The following is a 17,177-nucleotide window of genomic DNA, read 5'->3' as shown; positions in this document are numbered from 1 at the left end:
CCGTTGGTTGATGGCCCGACAACGCGAGCGGTGCGCAGCCGTTCCTCCTCGCGCCGTGACGTTTCGCCCAACAAAAAAGCCCCGGCTCGCGCCGGGGCTTTTGACATTTCGGTGACCGGGCTCAGCCCGCCGCCTTCGCCTCGCGGCGGCGCGCGGTGAGGATGTACTCGGTGTAGCCGTTCGGCTGCTCGCGGCCCTTGAAGATCAGGTCGCAGGCGGCCTTGAAGGCGACGCCGTCGAAGGCGGGCGCCATCGGCTTGTAGATGGCATCGCCCGCGTTCTGCTTGTCGACGACGACGGCCATGCGCTTCAGCGATTCCATCACCTGGTCCTCGGTGATCACGCCCTGGTGCAGCCAGTTGGCGAGGTGCTGGCTGGAGATGCGCAAGGTGGCGCGGTCTTCCATCAGGCCGACGTCGTGGATGTCGGGTACCTTGGAGCAGCCGACGCCCTGGTCGATCCAGCGCACGACATAGCCGAGGATGCCCTGGCAGTTGTTGTCGATCTCCTGCTTGACGTCGTCGGGCGCCCAGTTCGACTTCGACACCGGAATGGTGAGGATGTCGGACAGCTTCGCGCGCGGTCCGCCCTTGGTCAGCTCCTCCTGGCGCGCGATGACGTTGACCTGGTGGTAGTGCAGCGCGTGCAACGTCGCGGCGGTCGGCGAGGGGACCCAGGCGGTGGTGGCGCCGGCCTGCGGATGGGCGAGTTTCTGCGCAAGCATGTCCGCCATCTTGTCGGGCGCGGCCCACATGCCCTTGCCGATCTGGGCGTGGCCGGGAAGGCCGTCGATCAGGCCCATGTCGACGTTCCAGTCCTCGTAGGCCTTGATCCAGGCCTGCGCCTTCATCTCGTTCTTGCGGATCATGGGGCCGGCTTCCATCGAGGTGTGGATCTCGTCGCCGGTGCGGTCGAGGAAGCCGGTGTTGATGAACATGATGCGCTTGGAGGCGCGCTGGATGCAGGCCTTGAGGTTGACGGTGGTGCGCCGCTCCTCGTCCATGATGCCGACCTTGAGCGTATTCTCCGGCAGGCCGAGCATCTTCTCGACGCGGTCGAAAATCTCGCACGTGAACGACACCTCGTCCGGGCCGTGCATCTTCGGCTTGACGATATAGGCAGATCCCGTGCGGCTGTTCTTGACCTTCGAGTTGCCCTTGAGGTCGTGGATCGCAAGCAGGCCGGAGACGGCGGCGTCGAGCAGGCCCTCCGGGACCTCCTCGCCCTGTTCGTCCAGCACCGCGTCGGTGAACATGTGGTGACCGCAATTGCGCATCAGCAGCAGGCTGCGGCCGTGCAATTTCACTTCGCCCTTGCCGTCCGGCGTCTTGTAGCTGCGGTCGGCGTTGAGCGAACGGGTCAGCGTCTTGCCGCCCTTCTCGAAGTCGGCCGAGAGCGTGCCGTTCATCAGGCCGAGCGTGTTGCGGTAGACCAGCACCTTGTCCTCGGCGTCGACCGCGGCAACCGAGTCCTCCATGTCGAGAATGGTCGAGACCGCGGCCTCCATGACCATGTCGGCGACGCCGGCGGGATCGTCCTTGCCGATCGCGCTGTTGCGGTTGATCGTCACCTCGACATGCAGGCCGTTGTTGACGAGCAGCACCGCGCTCGGCGCGGCCGCATCGCCCTGGAAGCCGGCGAACTGCGCGGCGTTCTTCAGCGCGGTTGCATTGCCGCTCTTCAGCTTCACCGCGAGCTGGCCCGCGACGATGCTGTAGGCGGTGACGTCGGTGTGGCTGCCGGTCGCGAGCGGCACGGCGGCGTCGAGGAAGGCCTTGGCCTTCGCGATCACCTTGTCGCCGCGCGCCTTGTTGTAACCCTTGCCGCTCTCGGACGGATCGTGGGGGATCGCGTCGGTGCCGTAGAAGGCGTCATAGAGCGAGCCCCAGCGGGCGTTCGCCGCGTTCAGCGCATAGCGCGCATTGGTGAGGGGGACGACGAGCTGCGGGCCGCAGATCTTGCCGATCTCCTCGTCCACATTGGCGGTCTCGACCTTCTGCGTCGCCGGCTCCGGGACGAGATAGCCGATCTCCTTCAGGAAGGCGGTATAGGCATTGAGGTCGAACGCCTTGCCCTTGTTGGCGCGATGCCAGTCGTCGATCTTGGCCTGCAGCGTGTCGCGCAACGCCAGCAGCGCCCGGTTCTTCGGCCCAAGGTCCTTGATGATGGCGGCAACCCCGGCCCAGAACGCATCCGGCGCGATCCCCGTTTTCGGGGCCGCTTCCTTGGCGATGAAGTCAAACAGAACAGGAGCGATCTTCAATCCGTGGGCGTCGACGCGTTTCATGATGGGCTTTCTTGTTGGAAATGGCTGTTTTTTGGCTGCTTTTGACCCGACAGCAGCAAAATGCGCCCACAGGGGGCGGCTTTCGGGACCTATTAGCCCCAAAATCGGGGCGGTGAGAAGACCCCTGGGGGGTTTGTCAAAATGTCAAGAAGCGGTGGGCGGGCCGGCTCGTTTTACAAACGCTTGAGCCCGGCTGGGCGCCAAGCGCACAACTGCGCTCCCTCCCCCGCAAGGGGCAGGGCAATCGCATATGGATTTCACGAGGATTTTCCGCGGGCTTGCTCCGCCTCTCCCGCTTGCGGGAGAGGCCGACGCGCTCGCAGAGCGCGGCGGGTGAGGGCTCTCGCCACGCAGGGATGTCATCCGCAATCCCCAACAATCCCGACGCGGAGACACCCCCACCCCAACCCTCCCCCGCAAGCGGGAGAGGGAGCCCAGTGCCGATCGTGCACACCATATGCGATTGCCCTGCCCGCAAGGGGGGAGGGAACGCACTGCATGCGCGGAGGCAGCAAGCACACTCGCGATAATCGGCGCCTCAAATATTCGCGGCGAGATCCACGACTTCGTCGAACAGCACGCCGGTGGTCTTCAGCATCTGTTCGATCTCGTCGGCGGTTTCAGTGACCGTCCGTGTCGACGTGTCGATCACGAGCTCGGCCGCTTGCGGCGTCTCGTAGTCGTTGCCGATGCCGGTGAACGACGCCAGCGCGCCGGCGCGGGCCTTCTTGTAATGGCCCTTCGGATCGCGCTCCTCGCAGACGCCGGCCGGTGTCGCGACATGGATCTCGCGGAACGCGGTGTCGGCGATGCGGCGCGCGGTGGCGCGGTCCTCGCGGGCGGGCGAGACGGCGGCGACGATCGCGATGTGGCCGTTGCGGGCGAGATGCGTCGCGACCTCGGCGAGACGGCGGATGTTCTCGCTGCGGTCGGAGGCGGAGAAGCCGAGATCGTTGTTGAGCCCGGCGCGCAGCGTGTCGCCGTCGAGCAGGATCGGGGAGCCGCCATTGGTGAACAGCCGCCGCTCCAGCGCCTTCGCCAGCGTCGACTTGCCGGAGGCCGGCAGGCCGGTGAGCCAGACCACGGCGCCGTTGTGGCGGTAGCGCGCCGAGCGCTCGTCCAGCCGCAGCGCCGATTCCACCGGCACGATGTCGACCGGCACGGCGCGCTGGCCGGCATCGACCGACAGCACGAGACCGCCGCCGGCGATGCGCCCGGAGACCTCGATCACCAGACGTCCGGTGCGCGGATTCTCGGTGTAGGGATCGGTGGCGATCGGATTCGAAAGAGAGATGTCGATCTCGCCGACATGGTTGCGGCCGATCGCCTTGTTCTCGACGCTCGACAATTCGCCCGGGTCGACCGCCTTCTCGATCGCCACCACGGTGGCGCGGCTTTCCTTCGGCCCGCAGCGGACCAGGAGCTGGTCGCCCTTGGCCAGCGGCTTGTCGTGCAGCCAGAAGATGCGCGCGCGCAAGCGGCGCGTCTCGCGCGGGGCACTGCCCGCATGCGCGACGATGTCGCCGCGCTCGATGAACAATTCGCGGTCGAGCGTGATGCCGACCGAGCGGCCCGCGCCCTGCCGTCCGGCAATCGGCGTCGCCGGCCAGCTCTCGACCGTCTTGATCTTGGCGATCTTGCCGGCCGGCATGATCACGATCTCGTCCCCGGCAACCAGGCTGCCGGATTCGATGCGGCCCGCCACGATGCGGCGGTCGTCGAACTTGTAGATCGCCTGCACCGGCAGCCGCAGCGCCAGCGCTTCCAGCGGGCGCGCCGGCTCGAGCTGGTCCAGCGCCTCGACCACGGTCGGTCCCTTGTACCAGCCGATGCGGTCGGTGCGCGTCGCGACGCCATCACCGTCGCGCGCGGAGATCGGGATCACGGCCGTCGGCGTCACGCCGAGGCCGTTGAGATGCGCGGAAATCTCGTCGCTGATCGCCTGGAAGCGATCGGCGGAGAAATCCACGCGGTCCATCTTGTTGACGACGATCGCGACCTGCTTCACGCCGAGCAGATGCAGGAGATAGCCGTGCCGCCTGGTCTGGTCGCGCACGCCCTCGAGCGCGTCGATGATCAGCACCGCGCCGTCGGCCTGAGAGGCGCCGGTGATCATGTTGCGCAGGAATTCGGCATGGCCGGGCGCGTCGATCAGCACGATGTCGCGCGAATTGGTGCGGAAGCGGATCTGCGTGGTGTCGATGGTGATGCCCTGGTCGCGCTCGGTCTGGAGCGCGTCGAGCAGGAACGACCATTCGAACGGCATGCCGCGCCGCGCGCTGACGGCTTTCAGCATCTCCAGCTTGCCGTCGGGCAGGCTGCCGGTCTCGTGCAGGAGGCGGCCGACCAGCGTCGACTTGCCGTGGTCGACATGGCCGACGATGACGATGCGGACCTGCGGGCGCGTGGTGCCGTTCGGGGTCGCGGGCGAAGCGGGGGTGACGATCATGTTCATGGCCGCGTTGCGTCCTGAGGTCAGAGATAGCCGGCGACGCGCAGACGCTCGAAGGCGTCTTCGGTCTCGTGGTCGAGCGCGCGTCCCGCGCGCTCCGGCACCTTGGTCTGCTCGAGCTCGACCAGGATCTCCTCGATGGTCGACGCAGTCGAATTCACCGGATTGGTGATGTCCTGATCGCCCAGCGAGCGGTAGCGCTTGCCGTTTTGCGACAGATAGAGCGGGATGATCGGGATGTTCTCGCGCTTGGTGTAGGCCCAGATGTCGGCCTCGGTCCAATGCAGGATCGGATGGATGCGCAAATGCGCGCCTTGCGGCGGCGAGGCGTTGAAATGATCCCAGAACTCAGGCGGCTGGTCGCGCACGTCCCAATTGCCTTCGAGACCGCGCGGCGAGAACACGCGCTCCTTGGCGCGGGTGGCCTCCTCGTCGCGGCGGATGCCGGCGATCAGGCCGTCGAAGCCGTATTTGCCGAGTGCCATCTTGAGGCCTTCGGTCTTGCGCGCGGCTGAACGGGCGGCCGGCGGCAGCGTTGGGTCGACGGCATCGATGGGCGGGCAGGGCTCGACGCGCAGGTCGAGATCCCACTCCTTCCCGTAATGATCGCGGAAGCGATACATCTCCGGAAACTTCTTGCCGGTGTCGACATGGAGGGCCGGGAACGGCATGCGGCCGAAGAACGCCTTGCGCGCCAGCCAGATCATGACGTTGGAGTCCTTGCCGAGCGACCACAGCAGGGCGATCTTCTTCAGGCGGGCGAAGGCCTCGCGGAAAATGTAGATGCTCTGCGCCTCGAGCTGGTCCAGATGGTCCATGCTGGGCGCAACATCAGCAGAAAATTCTTGCGAGCCCGAGCGCCTGGTGAGGGCGGGGCTGCTCACTCCGACAGCTGCGGAATCGTCCTTGAGAAGATGCATCTCTGCCACTTTTCGTTTGGAGGCGAAAATTCTATAGTTGCAGCGCAGGAGAGAAGAAAAAATTTTCTCTTTGCGCGCTCGAAACGACACATATATAGAAAATAATTCCAGTCAACCCCGGATGTGGGGGAAGCGAGTATCGTATGCGGTTCTTGCCGGTGTTCCTCGATCTCAAGGCCGGTCCGGTGGTCCTCATCGGTGCGGGTGAGCTTTTGCGCGCCAAGCTGCGCGTGCTCACTGCGGCCGGTGCGCGCGTCCGCGTGCACGCGATCGACGGCAATCAGGACATGGGCCTTAGCTCCGAGGACGCGGCGCGCGTTGACATCGCGACCGGCGATCCGCTCATCGCCGATCTCTCAGGCGTCATCGCGATCGTCTGCGCCGGGGCGGGCGATGTCGGCGTTGCGATGTCGGCGCGGGCGAAGGCGCTCGGCCTGCCGGTCAACGTCATGGACGATCTCGAGCATTCCAGCTTCATCTTCCCGGCCATCGTCGATCGCGGCGATGTCGTGGTCGCGGTCGGCACCGGCGGCACCTCTCCGGTGGTGGCGCGGCGCGTGCGCGAGAAGATCGAGGCGCTGCTGCCGGCGCGCATCGGCGAGCTCGCCGAGTTCATCGGCGGTTTCCGTAAGTCCATCAACGAGCGCATTGCCGAGTTTCCGCTGCGCCGCCGCTTCTGGGAGCGCGTCATCGACGGCCCGATCGGTGGTGCCGTGCTCGCCGGCCGCAAGGGCGAGGCGGACGCGGCGCTCAAGGCCATTGCCGATCCCGCCGCGTTCGCGCGTGCCGACAAGCCGGAAGGCTCCGTTGCGCTGGTCGGCGCCGGTCCGGGCGATCCCGATCTTCTCACTATCAAGGCGCTGCGCGCGCTCCAGGACGCCGACATCGTCTTCCATGACGAGCTGGTCTCGCCCGAAATTCTCGATCGCATCCGCCGCGACACGACGCGCGTTGCGGTCGGCCGCCGCGTCGGCAAGCCCGGCGTCGGCCAGGACGCCATCAACACGCGCATGATCGAGGCCGCGCAGTCAGGTCAGCGCGTGGTGCGGCTGAAGGGCGGCGATCCCTTCGTGTTCGGCCGCGGCGGCGAAGAGGTCGAAGCGCTGCGCTCGGCGGGCGTTGCCTATTCGATCATTCCCGGCATCACCGCCGGGCTCGGCGGCGCCGCCGATTTCGAGGTGCCGCTCACCTATCGTCATGAAGCGACCCGCATCACCTTCCTCACCGCGCACAAGGCGCGCGATGCGGAAGCCGTGGACTGGTCGACGCTCACCGACACCAAAATGACCGTCGTGGTCTACATGGGCATGACCGCGGCGCCGGCCGTGCGCGCAGGCCTGTTCGCCGCGGGGCGTTCGCCCGAAACGCCGGTCGGTGTGTTCGCCCGCGTCACGCGGCCCGATGCGCAAGGCGCGATCGGCACGCTGCGCGACCTGCCCGAGCTCGTGCGGCGGATCCATGGCGGTCCCGCCATCCTCATCATCGGCGACGTGGTCCGGCATGCCGGCTCGCTTCGCCGCCAGACACCCAAGCAAATCATCTCCGACCTATTGGATGCTGCCGAATGACCTCTCCTCTGCAACAAAAGCTGAAAATTACGGGTCCCTCCGTTGTGACCGCCAACCGGACCTGGGACGGCGTCGTCGTCTATCGCACGGCTGCCAGGGGCTGGTCCGTGGAACTGACGGATGCCTCGATCGTGCGAAACTCGGACGAAGCGAAAGCGTTGCTCGCCGAGGCCGTGGCCGATGACGTCGGCGCGATCGGCCCCTATATCGCCCCGGTGCAAGTCGACGAGGCCGGCAAGATCCTGCCGGGTAATCTGCGTGAGCAGATTCGCCGCGATGGCGTGACGATCGGCTTGCCCGTCTGAATGTTGGCAGAGCTGTAAGGCATTCTTCATGTACGCTTACGACGAAATCGACCGCACGCTGGTCAACGAGCGCGTCTCGGAATTCCGCGACCAGGTGCAGCGCCGTCTCTCGGGCGAGCTCACCGAAGACGAATTCAAGATGCTGCGCTTGCAGAACGGCGTCTATCTGCAACTCCACGCCTATATGTTTCGCGTCGCGATTCCCTACGGCACGCTGGCGTCGAACCAGTTGCGGGCGCTTGCCCATGTCGCGCGCAAATACGACCGCGGCTACGGCCATTTTACCACGCGCCAGAACATCCAGTTCAACTGGATCAAGCTGTCGGACCTGCCGGACGCGCTGGCCGATCTCGCCGAGGTCGGGATCCACGCGATGCAGACCTCCGGCAACAACATGCGCAACGTCACCTCGGACCAGTGGGCCGGCGTCGCGCCCGGTGAGATCGAGGATCCCCGCATCTGGTCGGAGCTGATCCGCCAGCACACCACGCTGCATCCGGAATTCTCGTTCCTGCCGCGCAAGTTCAAGATCGCGATCACCGCGTCGGACCACGACCGTGCCGCGATCAAGGTCCACGATATCGGCCTGCGCCTGATCAAGAACGAGAAGGGCGAAACCGGCTTCGAGGTCTTGGTCGGCGGCGGTCTCGGCCGCACGCCGTTCATCGGCAAGACCATCAAGCACTTCGTGCACGGCCGCGATCTCTTGAGCTACATCGAGGCCATCCTGCGCGTCTACAATCAGTACGGACGCCGCGACAACATCTACAAGGCCCGGATCAAGATCCTGGTGCACGAGCTCGGCATCGAGAAATTCTCCCGCGAGGTCGAGGAGGAGTGGCAGCACATCCGCAACTCCTCGCTCCAGATCGACGACGAGGTGATCGAGGACATCCGCTCGCGCTTCATCTATCCCGCTTACGAGAAGCTGCCGCACATGCCGGACGAGCTGCGGCAGGCCGCGGCCGACCCCGATTTCGAGGCGTGGCGCAAGAACTCCGTCGCCCCGCACAAGAACCCGGGCTATTCCATCGTCACGATCTCGCTGAAGCCGATCGGCGCGCCTCCGGGTGATGCCACCGCCGAGCAGATGGATGCGCTCGCCGATCTCGCCGACAGATATTCCTTCGGCGAAATCCGCGTCGGTCACGAGCAGAACCTGGCGCTTCCGCATGTCGCCAAGCGCGATCTGCCGGCGTTGTGGAAGGCGCTCGACAAGCTCGGGCTGGCGACGCCGAACGTCAATCTGATCACCGACATCATCGCCTGCCCGGGGCTCGACTATTGCTCGCTGGCGAATGCGCGCTCTATCCCGATCGCGCAGGAATTGACGCGGCGCTTCGCCAATCACGAGCTTGCCAACCTGATCGGCCGGCTGCACATCAACATCTCCGGCTGCATCAATGCCTGCGGCCATCACCATGTCGGCCATATCGGCATTCTCGGCGTCGAGAAGAACGGCGAGGAGGTCTACCAGATCACCATCGGCGGCCGCGCCGACGAGAGCGCCGCGCTCGGCAATCTGATCGGCCCCGGCGTCAAGTTCGACGAGGTCGCCGACGTCGTCGAGGACATCGTGGAAGCCTATCTCGCGCTGCGCGAGCGCCCGGAGGAGCTGTTCATCGACACGGTGAAGCGCCTCGGCGTCGAACCCTTCAAGGAGCGTGTCTATGCCACTCGTTAATGGCGGAAAAATCGTCGACGACAGCTTCGTCAAGCTGGCGGTCGACACGCCGCTGCCGGAGGGCGGCGACATCCTGGTGCCGGCCGAGCGTTTCGTCGGTGAGGCCGATGCGTTGCTCAAGCGTGCCGGCAAGGTCGGCGTGATCTGGCCGAACAATCGCGACATCGACGAGCTCGTGCCGTATCTCGGCAAGGTCGCCGCCGTTGCGCTGGTGTTCCCGAGCTTCCGCGACGGACGCGCCTACAGTCAGGCGCGTCTGCTGCGCGAGCGCTACAACTATCGCGGCGAGCTGCGTGCCACCGGGCAGGTGCTGCGCGACCAGTTCGTGTTCATGCTGCGTGCGGGCTTCGATTCCTTCGAGGTCAAGAAGCAGGCCGACGCGGAAGCCTTCATGCAGACCGCAAAGCGCTATTCGGTGTTCTACCAGCCGACCGGCGACGGCCGGATCACGGCGCTGCACCGGCGCATGCAGTTGCGTCATTCAGAAGGTGTCGGCACGTGAACGCAATCGCGCCTCAGGTATCTCCGGTGTCCGTTTCCGCGCTGCCCTCGGCCGCGGAACTCGATCGCGCCTTGCGCGATGCCTCGCCCGCAGAGGTCATCGCCGCGGCCCTGAAGGCGGTCGGCCGCGACAAGCTTGCGCTGGTGTCGTCCTTCGGCACGGAATCGGCGACGCTTCTGAAGGTGATGGCGGACGTCGATCCGTCGATCCCCGTGATCTTCCTCGACACCGGCTGGCTGTTCGAGGAGACGCTCGCCTATCGCGACACGCTGATCGCGACGCTGGGGCTCAAGGACGTCCGCTCGATCAAGCCGGCGGAGGAGACGCTGTCGCGCGAGGATCCCGACCGCGACCTCTGGTTCTCCGATCCCGACGCCTGCTGCCGCATCCGCAAGGTGGAGCCGCTGGCGCGCGCGCTGAAGCCGTTCGACGCCTGGATCAACGGCCGCAAGCGCTTCCAGGGCAATGCGCGGGCCGACATTCCGGTGGTCGAGGACGACGGCGCGCGGTTGAAGTTCAACCCCTTCGCCAACGTTTCGCGCGAGGAACTCGAGGCGATTTTCGTCCGCGCCAAATTGCCGCGTCATCCACTGGCCGCCTCCGGTTTCCTGTCGGTTGGGTGTATGCCTTGCACCAGCAGAACGGCCGAAGGCGAGGATGTGCGCGCCGGTCGCTGGCGCGGCCGGGCCAAGACAGAATGCGGCATCCACACGATGAAGACTTCGTAGCACAGTCAGGCTGCGACGCCGCGAACAAGAAAATCCGGTTCCGTTGACTTAGGAGCGGTTTGTCCCGAGTTATGCCCGTGTGCCATCGGCGACATCGACGTCGCTGAGGTGAATGGAGATGGACATGATGCGCCGTATCGTTCTGCTCGCGGCAGGCCTCCTGGCGACAGGCTTCTTGGCAAGCTCGGCTCTCGCTGCTGACATCAATCTTCTGAACGTATCGTACGATCCGACGCGCGAGCTCTATGGCGAGTTCAACAAGGCGTTCGTGAACGCCTATCAGAAGGAAACCGGCAAGAGCGTCGAGATCAAGCAGTCGCATGGCGGCAGCGGATCGCAGGCGCGCGCGGTGATCGACGGATTGCAGGCCGATGTGGTGACGCTCGCGCTCGCCTATGACATCAATGCGATCGCGAGCAAGGGCCTCATTACGGCCGACTGGCAGAAGCGTCTGCCGCAGAATTCATCACCCTACACGTCCACCATCGTGTTCCTGGTGCGCAAGGGCAATCCGAAGGGCATCAAGGACTGGGACGACCTGCTCAAGCCGGGCGTCGCCGTGATCACGCCCAACCCGAAGACGTCGGGCGGCGCGCGCTGGAACTATCTGGCGGCCTGGGGCTTTGCGCATAAGAAATACGGATCGGCCGACAAGGCCAAGGACTTCGTCGGAAAGCTCTACCAGCAGGTGCCGGTGCTCGATACCGGCGCGCGCGGCGCCACCGTGACCTTCGTCGAGCGCGGCGTCGGCGACGTGCTGCTCGCCTGGGAGAACGAGGCCTATCTCGCGCTCAAGGAATTCGGTCCGGAAAAATTCGAGATCGTGGCGCCGCCGCTATCGATCCTGGCCGAGCCGCCGGTCGCGATCGTCGACAAGGTTGCCGACAAAAAAGGCACCCGCAACGCCGCCGATGCCTACCTTCAGTACTGGTACACCAGAGAAGGCCAGGAGATCGCCGCGCGCAATTTCTACCGTCCGCGCGATGCCGCGATCGCCAAAAAGTATGAAAACTCGTTCGCCAAGGTCGAGCTGTTCACGATCGACGACGTTTTCGGCGGCTGGACCAAGGCGCAGAAGGAACATTTTGCCGACGGCGGCATTTTCGATCAGATCTACAAGAACTGATCGGGCGCTGTCTTAGGAGGCTGTAGCAGGGGGCCTGGTGAGCGCAGTTGTAGCAGCACGACGCCGGACATTGCCGGGCTTCGGTCTCACCATGGGGCTGACGCTTTCCTGGCTATCCATCATCATCCTGATTCCACTCGCCGGCCTGTTCCTGAAATCGCTCGAGCTGAGCCCCGAGCAGTTCTGGAACATCCTCTCCAGCCGCCGCACCCTGAATGCGCTGCGGGTCTCGTTTGGGCTCGCCTTCGCGGCGGCCTGCGTCAATCTGGTCATGGGCAGCATCATCGTCTGGGCGTTGGTGCGCTACCGGTTTCCCGGCCGGCGCCTGTTCGACGCCATCGTCGACGTGCCGTTCGCGCTGCCGACGGCGGTCGCCGGCGTCGCGCTGACCGCGCTGTTTGCCGAGAAGGGCTGGCTGGGCGCGCCGCTCGCCGCGCTTGGCATCAAGGTGGCGTTCACGCCGGTCGGCATCTTTGTCGCCATGATCTTCATCGGCATCCCCTTCGTGGTGCGCACCGTGCAGCCGGTGCTCCAGGATCTCGACCCCGAGATCGAGGAGGCCGCGGGCAGCCTGGGCGCGAGCCGCTGGCAGACCATCATCCGCGTGATCCTGCCTTCGCTCGCGCCGGCGCTGCTCACGGGCCTCGCGCTCGCCTTCGCCCGCGCGGTCGGTGAATACGGTTCGGTGATCTTCATCGCCGGCAATTTGCCGAACGTCTCCGAGATCGCGCCATTGCTGATCGTGATCCGGCTCTCCGAATTCCGCTACGCCGATGCGACCGCCATTGCGGTGGTCATGCTCGTCGTCTCCTTCGTCATTATCTTCGCCGTCAACCGGCTCCAGCGCTGGGCGCAGAGCCGGATCCCGGCGCGCTGAGGGCGGATGCGATGACGATGCAGATGGCAGATTCCGTCTCGCTCTCGGCCTCGGACGCCAGGGCGCGCGCGCATGCGGCGGCCGCGCAGGACAACCTTCGCACCGAACCGCGCGCGGTGCGCATCGCCATCATCACGCTGGCGGTGCTGTTCCTCTCCGTCTTCGTCGTGTCGCCGCTGGTCGTCGTGTTCGCGCAGGCGTTCTCGAGAGGCATTCTGGCCTATCTTTCCGCGCTCGCCGACCCGGAGGCGTTGTCAGCGATCAAGCTGACGCTGCTGGTCGCCGCGATCTCGGTCGGCCTCAATCTCGTATTCGGCCTCGTCGCCGCCTGGGCCATCGCCAAGTTCGAGTTCAGCGGCAAGACCTTCCTGATCACGCTGATCGACCTGCCGTTCTCGGTGAGCCCGGTGATCTCGGGTCTCGTCTTCGTGCTGCTGTTCGGCGCGCAGGGCTATTTCGGCGGCTGGCTTAGGGATCACGACATCCAGATCCTGTTCGCTGTGCCCGGCATTGCGCTCGCGACCACCTTCGTGACCTTCCCCTTCGTGGCGCGCGCGCTGATCCCCCTGATGCAGGAGCAGGGCACGCAGGAAGAGGAAGCCGCGATCTCGCTCGGCGCCTCGGGCCTGCAAACCTTCTTCCGCGTCACGCTGCCGAACATCAAATGGGGCGTGCTCTACGGCGTCCTGCTCTGCAACGCGCGCGCGATGGGCGAGTTCGGTGCGGTGTCGGTCGTGTCGGGCCACATTCGCGGCGAGACCAACACCATGCCGCTGCTGGTCGAGATCCTCTACAACGAGTACCAGTTCGTCGCCGCGTTCGCGATCGCCTCGCTGCTGGCGATGCTGGCGCTGATCACGCTGATCGCAAAAACCGTTCTCGAACGTCATCTGGACGAAGGACAGGACGCAAGTGACCATTGAAGTCAGGAATCTCGTCAAGAAGTTCGGCAGCTTTGCCGCCCTCGACGGCGTCAACCTCAAGGTCGACAATGGCGAGCTGCTGGCGCTGCTCGGGCCTTCGGGCTCCGGCAAGACCACGCTGCTGCGCATCATCGCCGGCCTCGACTGGCCCGACTCGGGCGAGGTCTCCTTCAACGGCGAGGACGCGCTGGCGCAGGGCGCGCGTGAGCGGCACGTCGGCTTCGTGTTCCAGCACTATGCGCTGTTCCGCCACATGACGGTGTTCGAGAATGTCGCCTTCGGCCTGCGCGTGCAGCCGCGCGCGGTCCGGAAAGAGGAAGCCAGGATCCGCGCCCGGGTGAAGGAGCTGCTCGATCTCGTGCAGCTCGACTGGCTTGCCGACCGCTATCCGAGCCAGCTCTCGGGCGGCCAGCGCCAGCGCATCGCGCTCGCCCGCGCGCTCGCGATCGAGCCGCGCATCCTGTTGCTCGACGAGCCGTTCGGCGCGCTCGATGCGAAGGTGCGGAAAGAACTGCGCAAATGGCTGCGCTCGCTGCATCACGAGATCAACGTCACCTCGATCTTCGTCACCCATGACCAGGAGGAGGCGCTGGAAGTCGCCAACCGCGTCGTGGTGATGGACAAGGGCAGGATCGAGCAGATCGGCTCGCCCGAAGACGTCTATGAAAGCCCGGCGACTGCTTTTGTCCACGGCTTCATCGGCGAATCCATCGAGCTCCCGGTCAGGATTGACGACGGCGTGGTCCGGCTCGGCGAGCGGCCGCTCCGGCTTGCGGCGGACGGACTTGCGCCTGGCGCGTCGCGACTGTTCGTGCGGCGACATGACATGCTGGTCGGTCCGCCCGGCAGTGGCGCCTTCGAGGGCGCCGTGCGGCATGTCCGGAATTTTGGCCCGGTGCAGCGGGCCGAGGTGGCGCTGTTCGGCGGCGAAACCATCGAGATCGACGCTCCCCGCGACAAGGAACTCCGCGCCGGAGACAGGGTCGGCCTCGAGCCCCGCCGCTACCGGATATTCGCGGGTTAACGCCCCGTCATTCCGGGATGGTCCGAAGGACCAGACCTCAGGTGCGCAGTTGCGCACCGGGGAATCTCGAGATTCTCAGGTGCGCAATTGCGCACCCTAGTTCGATGCTTCGCATCGCCCCGGAACGACTTGCGTCGATTTTCCTCAAAATTCACCTTTCAGCCACGGTTGGTATGCAACAACGGCCCTTCATTTGGGGGCCCCGATTCATGCGCGCTGCGGCCGCAATACTCATTACTTTGCTGCTCGCCGGCTGTGCCGGCAACGAAGCACCGGTCCAGCAGCCGTCGATGTATGCCGATATGGCGACCCCGGGCGCCAAGCTCGACGCGCCGGCGGCCGCGGTGATGATCTCGCAATACCGCCAGAACAATGGGCTCGGCACCGTCGTGATCGACCCCGACTTGATGCGGCTCGCCGAATCCCAGTCCCAGGCGATGGCGGCGGCCAACAAGATGGACCATGACGTTCGCGCGCCCCTGGCCAAGCGCCTCAGTGCCGGCGGCTATCCGGCCAGCGTGGCGGTCGAGAACGTCTCGGCCGGCTATCATACGTTGGCGGAAGCGTTTTCCGGCTGGCGCGACTCGCCCCCGCACCGGGCGAACATGCTCAAGAGCGGTGTCACAAAATTGGGCATCGCGGCGGGCTATGCTCCAGGCACCAAGTACAAGGTGTTCTGGACCATGATCCTGGCCTCGACGGATCCCCGATAAGCCAGACTTGATCCCGGGATGCATTGACGCCGCGGCGAACTGTCGCCACGGTCGCTCGCCATCTGCTATTGTTCCCGCATGACAGATCATACCAGCCCGGAAACCGCCAGCGTCCCCGCAAATGCGCAACGTGTCCTGGTGTTGCAGGGCGGCGGTGCGCTCGGCTCCTATCAGGCCGGCGCCTATCAGGCGCTGTGCGGCTATGGCTTCGAGCCCGAATGGGTCGCCGGCATCTCCATCGGGGCGGTCAACGCCGCCATCATCGCCGGCAATGAGGGCCACACCCGCGTCAAGCGGATGAAGGAATTCTGGGAGATGGTCTCGGCGCCGGTGCCGTGGAAGCCGATCGGCAAGAGCGACCACAGCCGCGAGCTGTTCAACTCTACCAGCGCCGCGCTGATCGCGACCTTCGGCGTCCCCGGCTTCTTCGTCCCGCGCGTCCCGCCCGCGCCGATGTGGCCGCCGGGCCATCCCGAGGCGGAAAGCTACTACGATACGTCGCCCCTGAAGAAGACGCTGGAGCGTCTGGTCGATTTCGACCGCATCAACGACCTCAAGACGCGCTTCTCCGTCGGCGCCGTCGGCGTCACCTCCGGCAACTTCAAATATTTCGACAATTACGAGTTCAAGAAACTCGGCAAGAAGATCGGTCCCGAGCACATCATGGCCTCCGGCGCGCTGCCGCCGGGCTTTCCGTCCGTCGTCATCGACGGCGAGCATTACTGGGACGGCGGCATCGCCTCCAACACGCCGCTCGACTACGTGCTCGATGCCGAATTGGCTCGCGACATGCTGATCTTCCAGGTGGATCTGTTCAGCGCCCGCGGCGACCTGCCGAATTCGCTGTTAGAGGCCACCGAGCGCGAGAAGGACATCCGCTTCTCCAGCCGCACGCGGATGAACACCGACAAGAACAAGCAGATCCACAACGCCCGCAGGGCGGTGCGCGACCTGATTTCCAAATTGCCCGATTATCTCAAGAACGACCCTTCCGTCGAATTTCTTGCGAAGGCATCTCGTGAGAGCACGGTCACCGTGGTGCACCTGATCTACCGCAGCAAGAACTACGAATCCTCGTCCAAGGACTATGATTTCTCGCACGTGGCCATGGTCGAGCATTGGGAAGCCGGCGTGCGCGACGTGCATCTCTCGATGCGCCACAAGGACAGGCTCGATCAGCCGCAATCCGGCGAGACCATGGTGACCTACGATCTCACGGGGGACGTCTCCGCGCCCCCGGCAAAAAGGAGCGAATAGAATGGGTAGTCTGTCAGGCAAGAACGCCGTCGTGACCGGATCGACCAGCGGTATCGGGCTCGCCTATGCGCGTGCCTTCGCGGCGGCCGGTGCCAACGTCGTCATCAACGGCTTCGGCTCGGCCGAGGACATCGAGAAGGAACGTGCGAAGATCGAGGCGGACTTCGGCGGGAAGGCGATCTACTCGCCCGCCGACATGACCAAGCCGGCCGAGATCGCCGGGATGATCGCGCTCGGCGAGAAGACCTTCGGCTCGGTCGACGTCCTCGTCAACAATGCCGGCATCCAGTTCGTCTCGCCGATCGAGGAATTCCCGCCGGAGAAATGGGACCAGATCATCGCGATCAACCTGTCCTCGGCCTTCCATGCCATTCGCGCCGCGGTGCCCGGCATGAAGAAGAAGGGCTGGGGTCGCATCATCAACACGGCGTCGGCGCACTCGCTGGTCGCCTCGCCCTTCAAGTCGGCCTACGTCTCGGCCAAGCACGGCATCGCCGGTCTTACCAAGACCGTGGCGCTGGAAGTCGCGACCCACAAGATCACCTGCAACTGCATCAGCCCCGGCTATGTCTGGACGCCGCTGGTCGAGAAGCAGATCCCCGACACGATGAAGGCGCGCAATCTCACGCGTGAGCAGGTCATCAACGACGTGCTGCTCGACGCCCAGCCGACCAAGGAGTTCGTCACCTCCGAGCAGGTCGCCGCACTGGCGCTGTTCCTGTGCAGCGACGATGCCGCGCAGATCACCGGCACCAACCTCTCGATCGACGGCGGCTGGACGGCGGAGTAGGCACTCGATGCCGTAGGGTGG

General features: G+C 65.2%; 15 protein-coding genes. 12 read left to right on the top strand and 3 right to left on the bottom strand.

The genetic code is table 11. From position 1 onward, the window contains the following. Positions 1-121 precede the first annotated feature (121 nt). From EI171_RS41370 to cysD, 3 genes are all read right to left on the bottom strand, one after another. Entirely contained in the window at positions 122-2,287 is a 2,166-nt protein-coding gene (locus EI171_RS41370; RefSeq protein ID WP_161536613.1) for a malate synthase G, read from the bottom strand. Between the two features lie 538 nt (positions 2,288-2,825). Continuing rightward, a complete protein-coding gene (gene cysC / locus EI171_RS41365; RefSeq protein ID WP_161536612.1) occupies positions 2,826-4,742 on the bottom strand; it encodes an adenylyl-sulfate kinase in 1,917 nt (638 codons plus the stop codon). 20 nt (positions 4,743-4,762) lie between these two features. Beyond that, the gene (gene cysD, locus EI171_RS41360; protein WP_011084292.1) at positions 4,763-5,557 is read right to left on the bottom strand and encodes a sulfate adenylyltransferase subunit CysD; all 795 of its coding nucleotides are present in this window, start codon (positions 5,555-5,557) and stop codon (positions 4,763-4,765) included. Between the two features lie 245 nt (positions 5,558-5,802). Between cysD and cysG the strand changes: the two genes are divergently transcribed. The 12 genes from cysG (at position 5,803) to EI171_RS41300 (ending at position 17,156) form a co-directional block, all read left to right on the top strand. Continuing rightward, positions 5,803-7,227: a siroheme synthase CysG gene (gene cysG, locus EI171_RS41355; RefSeq protein WP_161536611.1), complete on the top strand. Its 1,425-nt coding sequence runs from the start codon at positions 5,803-5,805 to the stop codon at positions 7,225-7,227. Further along, the gene (locus EI171_RS41350; RefSeq protein WP_161536610.1) at positions 7,224-7,532 is read left to right on the top strand and encodes a DUF2849 domain-containing protein; all 309 of its coding nucleotides are present in this window, start codon (positions 7,224-7,226) and stop codon (positions 7,530-7,532) included. Before cysG ends, EI171_RS41350 begins: the two co-directional genes overlap by 4 nt. A gap of 28 nt (positions 7,533-7,560) precedes the next feature. Next, on the top strand, positions 7,561-9,216 hold the full coding sequence (locus EI171_RS41345) for a nitrite/sulfite reductase (protein ID WP_161536609.1): 1,656 nt from the start codon (positions 7,561-7,563) through the stop codon (positions 9,214-9,216). Then, positions 9,203-9,718 carry a DUF934 domain-containing protein gene (locus tag EI171_RS41340; RefSeq protein ID WP_011084296.1) on the top strand — a complete coding sequence of 172 codons (516 nt, stop codon included), beginning with the start codon at positions 9,203-9,205 and terminating at the stop codon, positions 9,716-9,718. The genes EI171_RS41345 and EI171_RS41340 overlap by 14 nt, the downstream gene beginning before the upstream one ends. Further along, on the top strand, positions 9,715-10,446 hold the full coding sequence (locus tag EI171_RS41335) for a phosphoadenylyl-sulfate reductase (protein ID WP_161536608.1): 732 nt from the start codon (positions 9,715-9,717) through the stop codon (positions 10,444-10,446). The genes EI171_RS41340 and EI171_RS41335 overlap by 4 nt, the downstream gene beginning before the upstream one ends. Positions 10,447-10,570: 124 nt before the next feature. Further along, positions 10,571-11,572 (top strand): sulfate ABC transporter substrate-binding protein, encoded by a 1,002-nt coding sequence (locus EI171_RS41330; RefSeq protein ID WP_161536607.1) that lies wholly within the window; start codon positions 10,571-10,573, stop codon positions 11,570-11,572. 70 nt (positions 11,573-11,642) lie between these two features. After that, complete coding sequence (gene cysT / locus EI171_RS41325; protein ID WP_028173473.1) at positions 11,643-12,449, top strand: sulfate ABC transporter permease subunit CysT; 807 nt, start codon at positions 11,643-11,645, stop codon at positions 12,447-12,449. An 11-nt stretch (positions 12,450-12,460) separates the two neighbouring features. Then, positions 12,461-13,372 (top strand): sulfate ABC transporter permease subunit CysW, encoded by a 912-nt coding sequence (cysW, locus tag EI171_RS41320; RefSeq protein ID WP_161536606.1) that lies wholly within the window; start codon positions 12,461-12,463, stop codon positions 13,370-13,372. Next, positions 13,362-14,396 (top strand): sulfate/molybdate ABC transporter ATP-binding protein, encoded by a 1,035-nt coding sequence (locus EI171_RS41315; RefSeq protein WP_028173471.1) that lies wholly within the window; start codon positions 13,362-13,364, stop codon positions 14,394-14,396. The genes cysW and EI171_RS41315 overlap by 11 nt, the downstream gene beginning before the upstream one ends. 209 nt (positions 14,397-14,605) lie before the next feature. After that, positions 14,606-15,109, top strand: coding sequence for a CAP domain-containing protein (locus tag EI171_RS41310; protein WP_161536605.1), 504 nt, complete (start codon positions 14,606-14,608; stop codon positions 15,107-15,109). A gap of 78 nt (positions 15,110-15,187) precedes the next feature. Further along, positions 15,188-16,366, top strand: a complete 1,179-nt coding sequence (locus EI171_RS41305; protein ID WP_028173469.1) for a patatin-like phospholipase family protein — start codon at positions 15,188-15,190, stop codon at positions 16,364-16,366. A 1-nt stretch (position 16,367) separates the two neighbouring features. Further along, on the top strand, positions 16,368-17,156 hold the full coding sequence (locus tag EI171_RS41300; RefSeq protein WP_011084304.1) for a 3-hydroxybutyrate dehydrogenase: 789 nt from the start codon (positions 16,368-16,370) through the stop codon (positions 17,154-17,156). Positions 17,157-17,177 lie beyond the last annotated feature (21 nt).

The organism is Bradyrhizobium sp. LCT2 (assembly GCF_009931255.1).
Classification (GTDB): Bacteria; Pseudomonadota; Alphaproteobacteria; order Rhizobiales; family Xanthobacteraceae; genus Bradyrhizobium; species Bradyrhizobium diazoefficiens.
Note: the sequence above shows the minus strand (reverse complement) of the source record. Positions and strands in the feature narration are given on the sequence as shown.

Excerpts from the sequence above, each read along its gene's own strand:
- EI171_RS41370 (WP_161536613.1), bottom strand. The coding sequence starts at position 2,287 with ATGAAACGCGTCGACGCCCACGGATTGAAGATCGCTCCTGTTCTGTTT.
- cysC (WP_161536612.1), bottom strand. The coding sequence starts at position 4,742 with ATGAACATGATCGTCACCCCCGCTTCGCCCGCGACCCCGAACGGCACC.
- cysD (WP_011084292.1), bottom strand. The coding sequence starts at position 5,557 with ATGGACCATCTGGACCAGCTCGAGGCGCAGAGCATCTACATTTTCCGC.
- cysG (WP_161536611.1), top strand. The coding sequence starts at position 5,803 with ATGCGGTTCTTGCCGGTGTTCCTCGATCTCAAGGCCGGTCCGGTGGTC.
- EI171_RS41350 (WP_161536610.1), top strand. The coding sequence starts at position 7,224 with ATGACCTCTCCTCTGCAACAAAAGCTGAAAATTACGGGTCCCTCCGTT.
- EI171_RS41345 (WP_161536609.1), top strand. The coding sequence starts at position 7,561 with ATGTACGCTTACGACGAAATCGACCGCACGCTGGTCAACGAGCGCGTC.
- EI171_RS41340 (WP_011084296.1), top strand. The coding sequence starts at position 9,203 with ATGCCACTCGTTAATGGCGGAAAAATCGTCGACGACAGCTTCGTCAAG.
- EI171_RS41330 (WP_161536607.1), top strand. The coding sequence starts at position 10,571 with ATGATGCGCCGTATCGTTCTGCTCGCGGCAGGCCTCCTGGCGACAGGC.
- cysW (WP_161536606.1), top strand. The coding sequence starts at position 12,461 with ATGACGATGCAGATGGCAGATTCCGTCTCGCTCTCGGCCTCGGACGCC.
- EI171_RS41310 (WP_161536605.1), top strand. The coding sequence starts at position 14,606 with ATGCGCGCTGCGGCCGCAATACTCATTACTTTGCTGCTCGCCGGCTGT.
- EI171_RS41305 (WP_028173469.1), top strand. The coding sequence starts at position 15,188 with ATGACAGATCATACCAGCCCGGAAACCGCCAGCGTCCCCGCAAATGCG.
- EI171_RS41300 (WP_011084304.1), top strand. The coding sequence starts at position 16,368 with ATGGGTAGTCTGTCAGGCAAGAACGCCGTCGTGACCGGATCGACCAGC.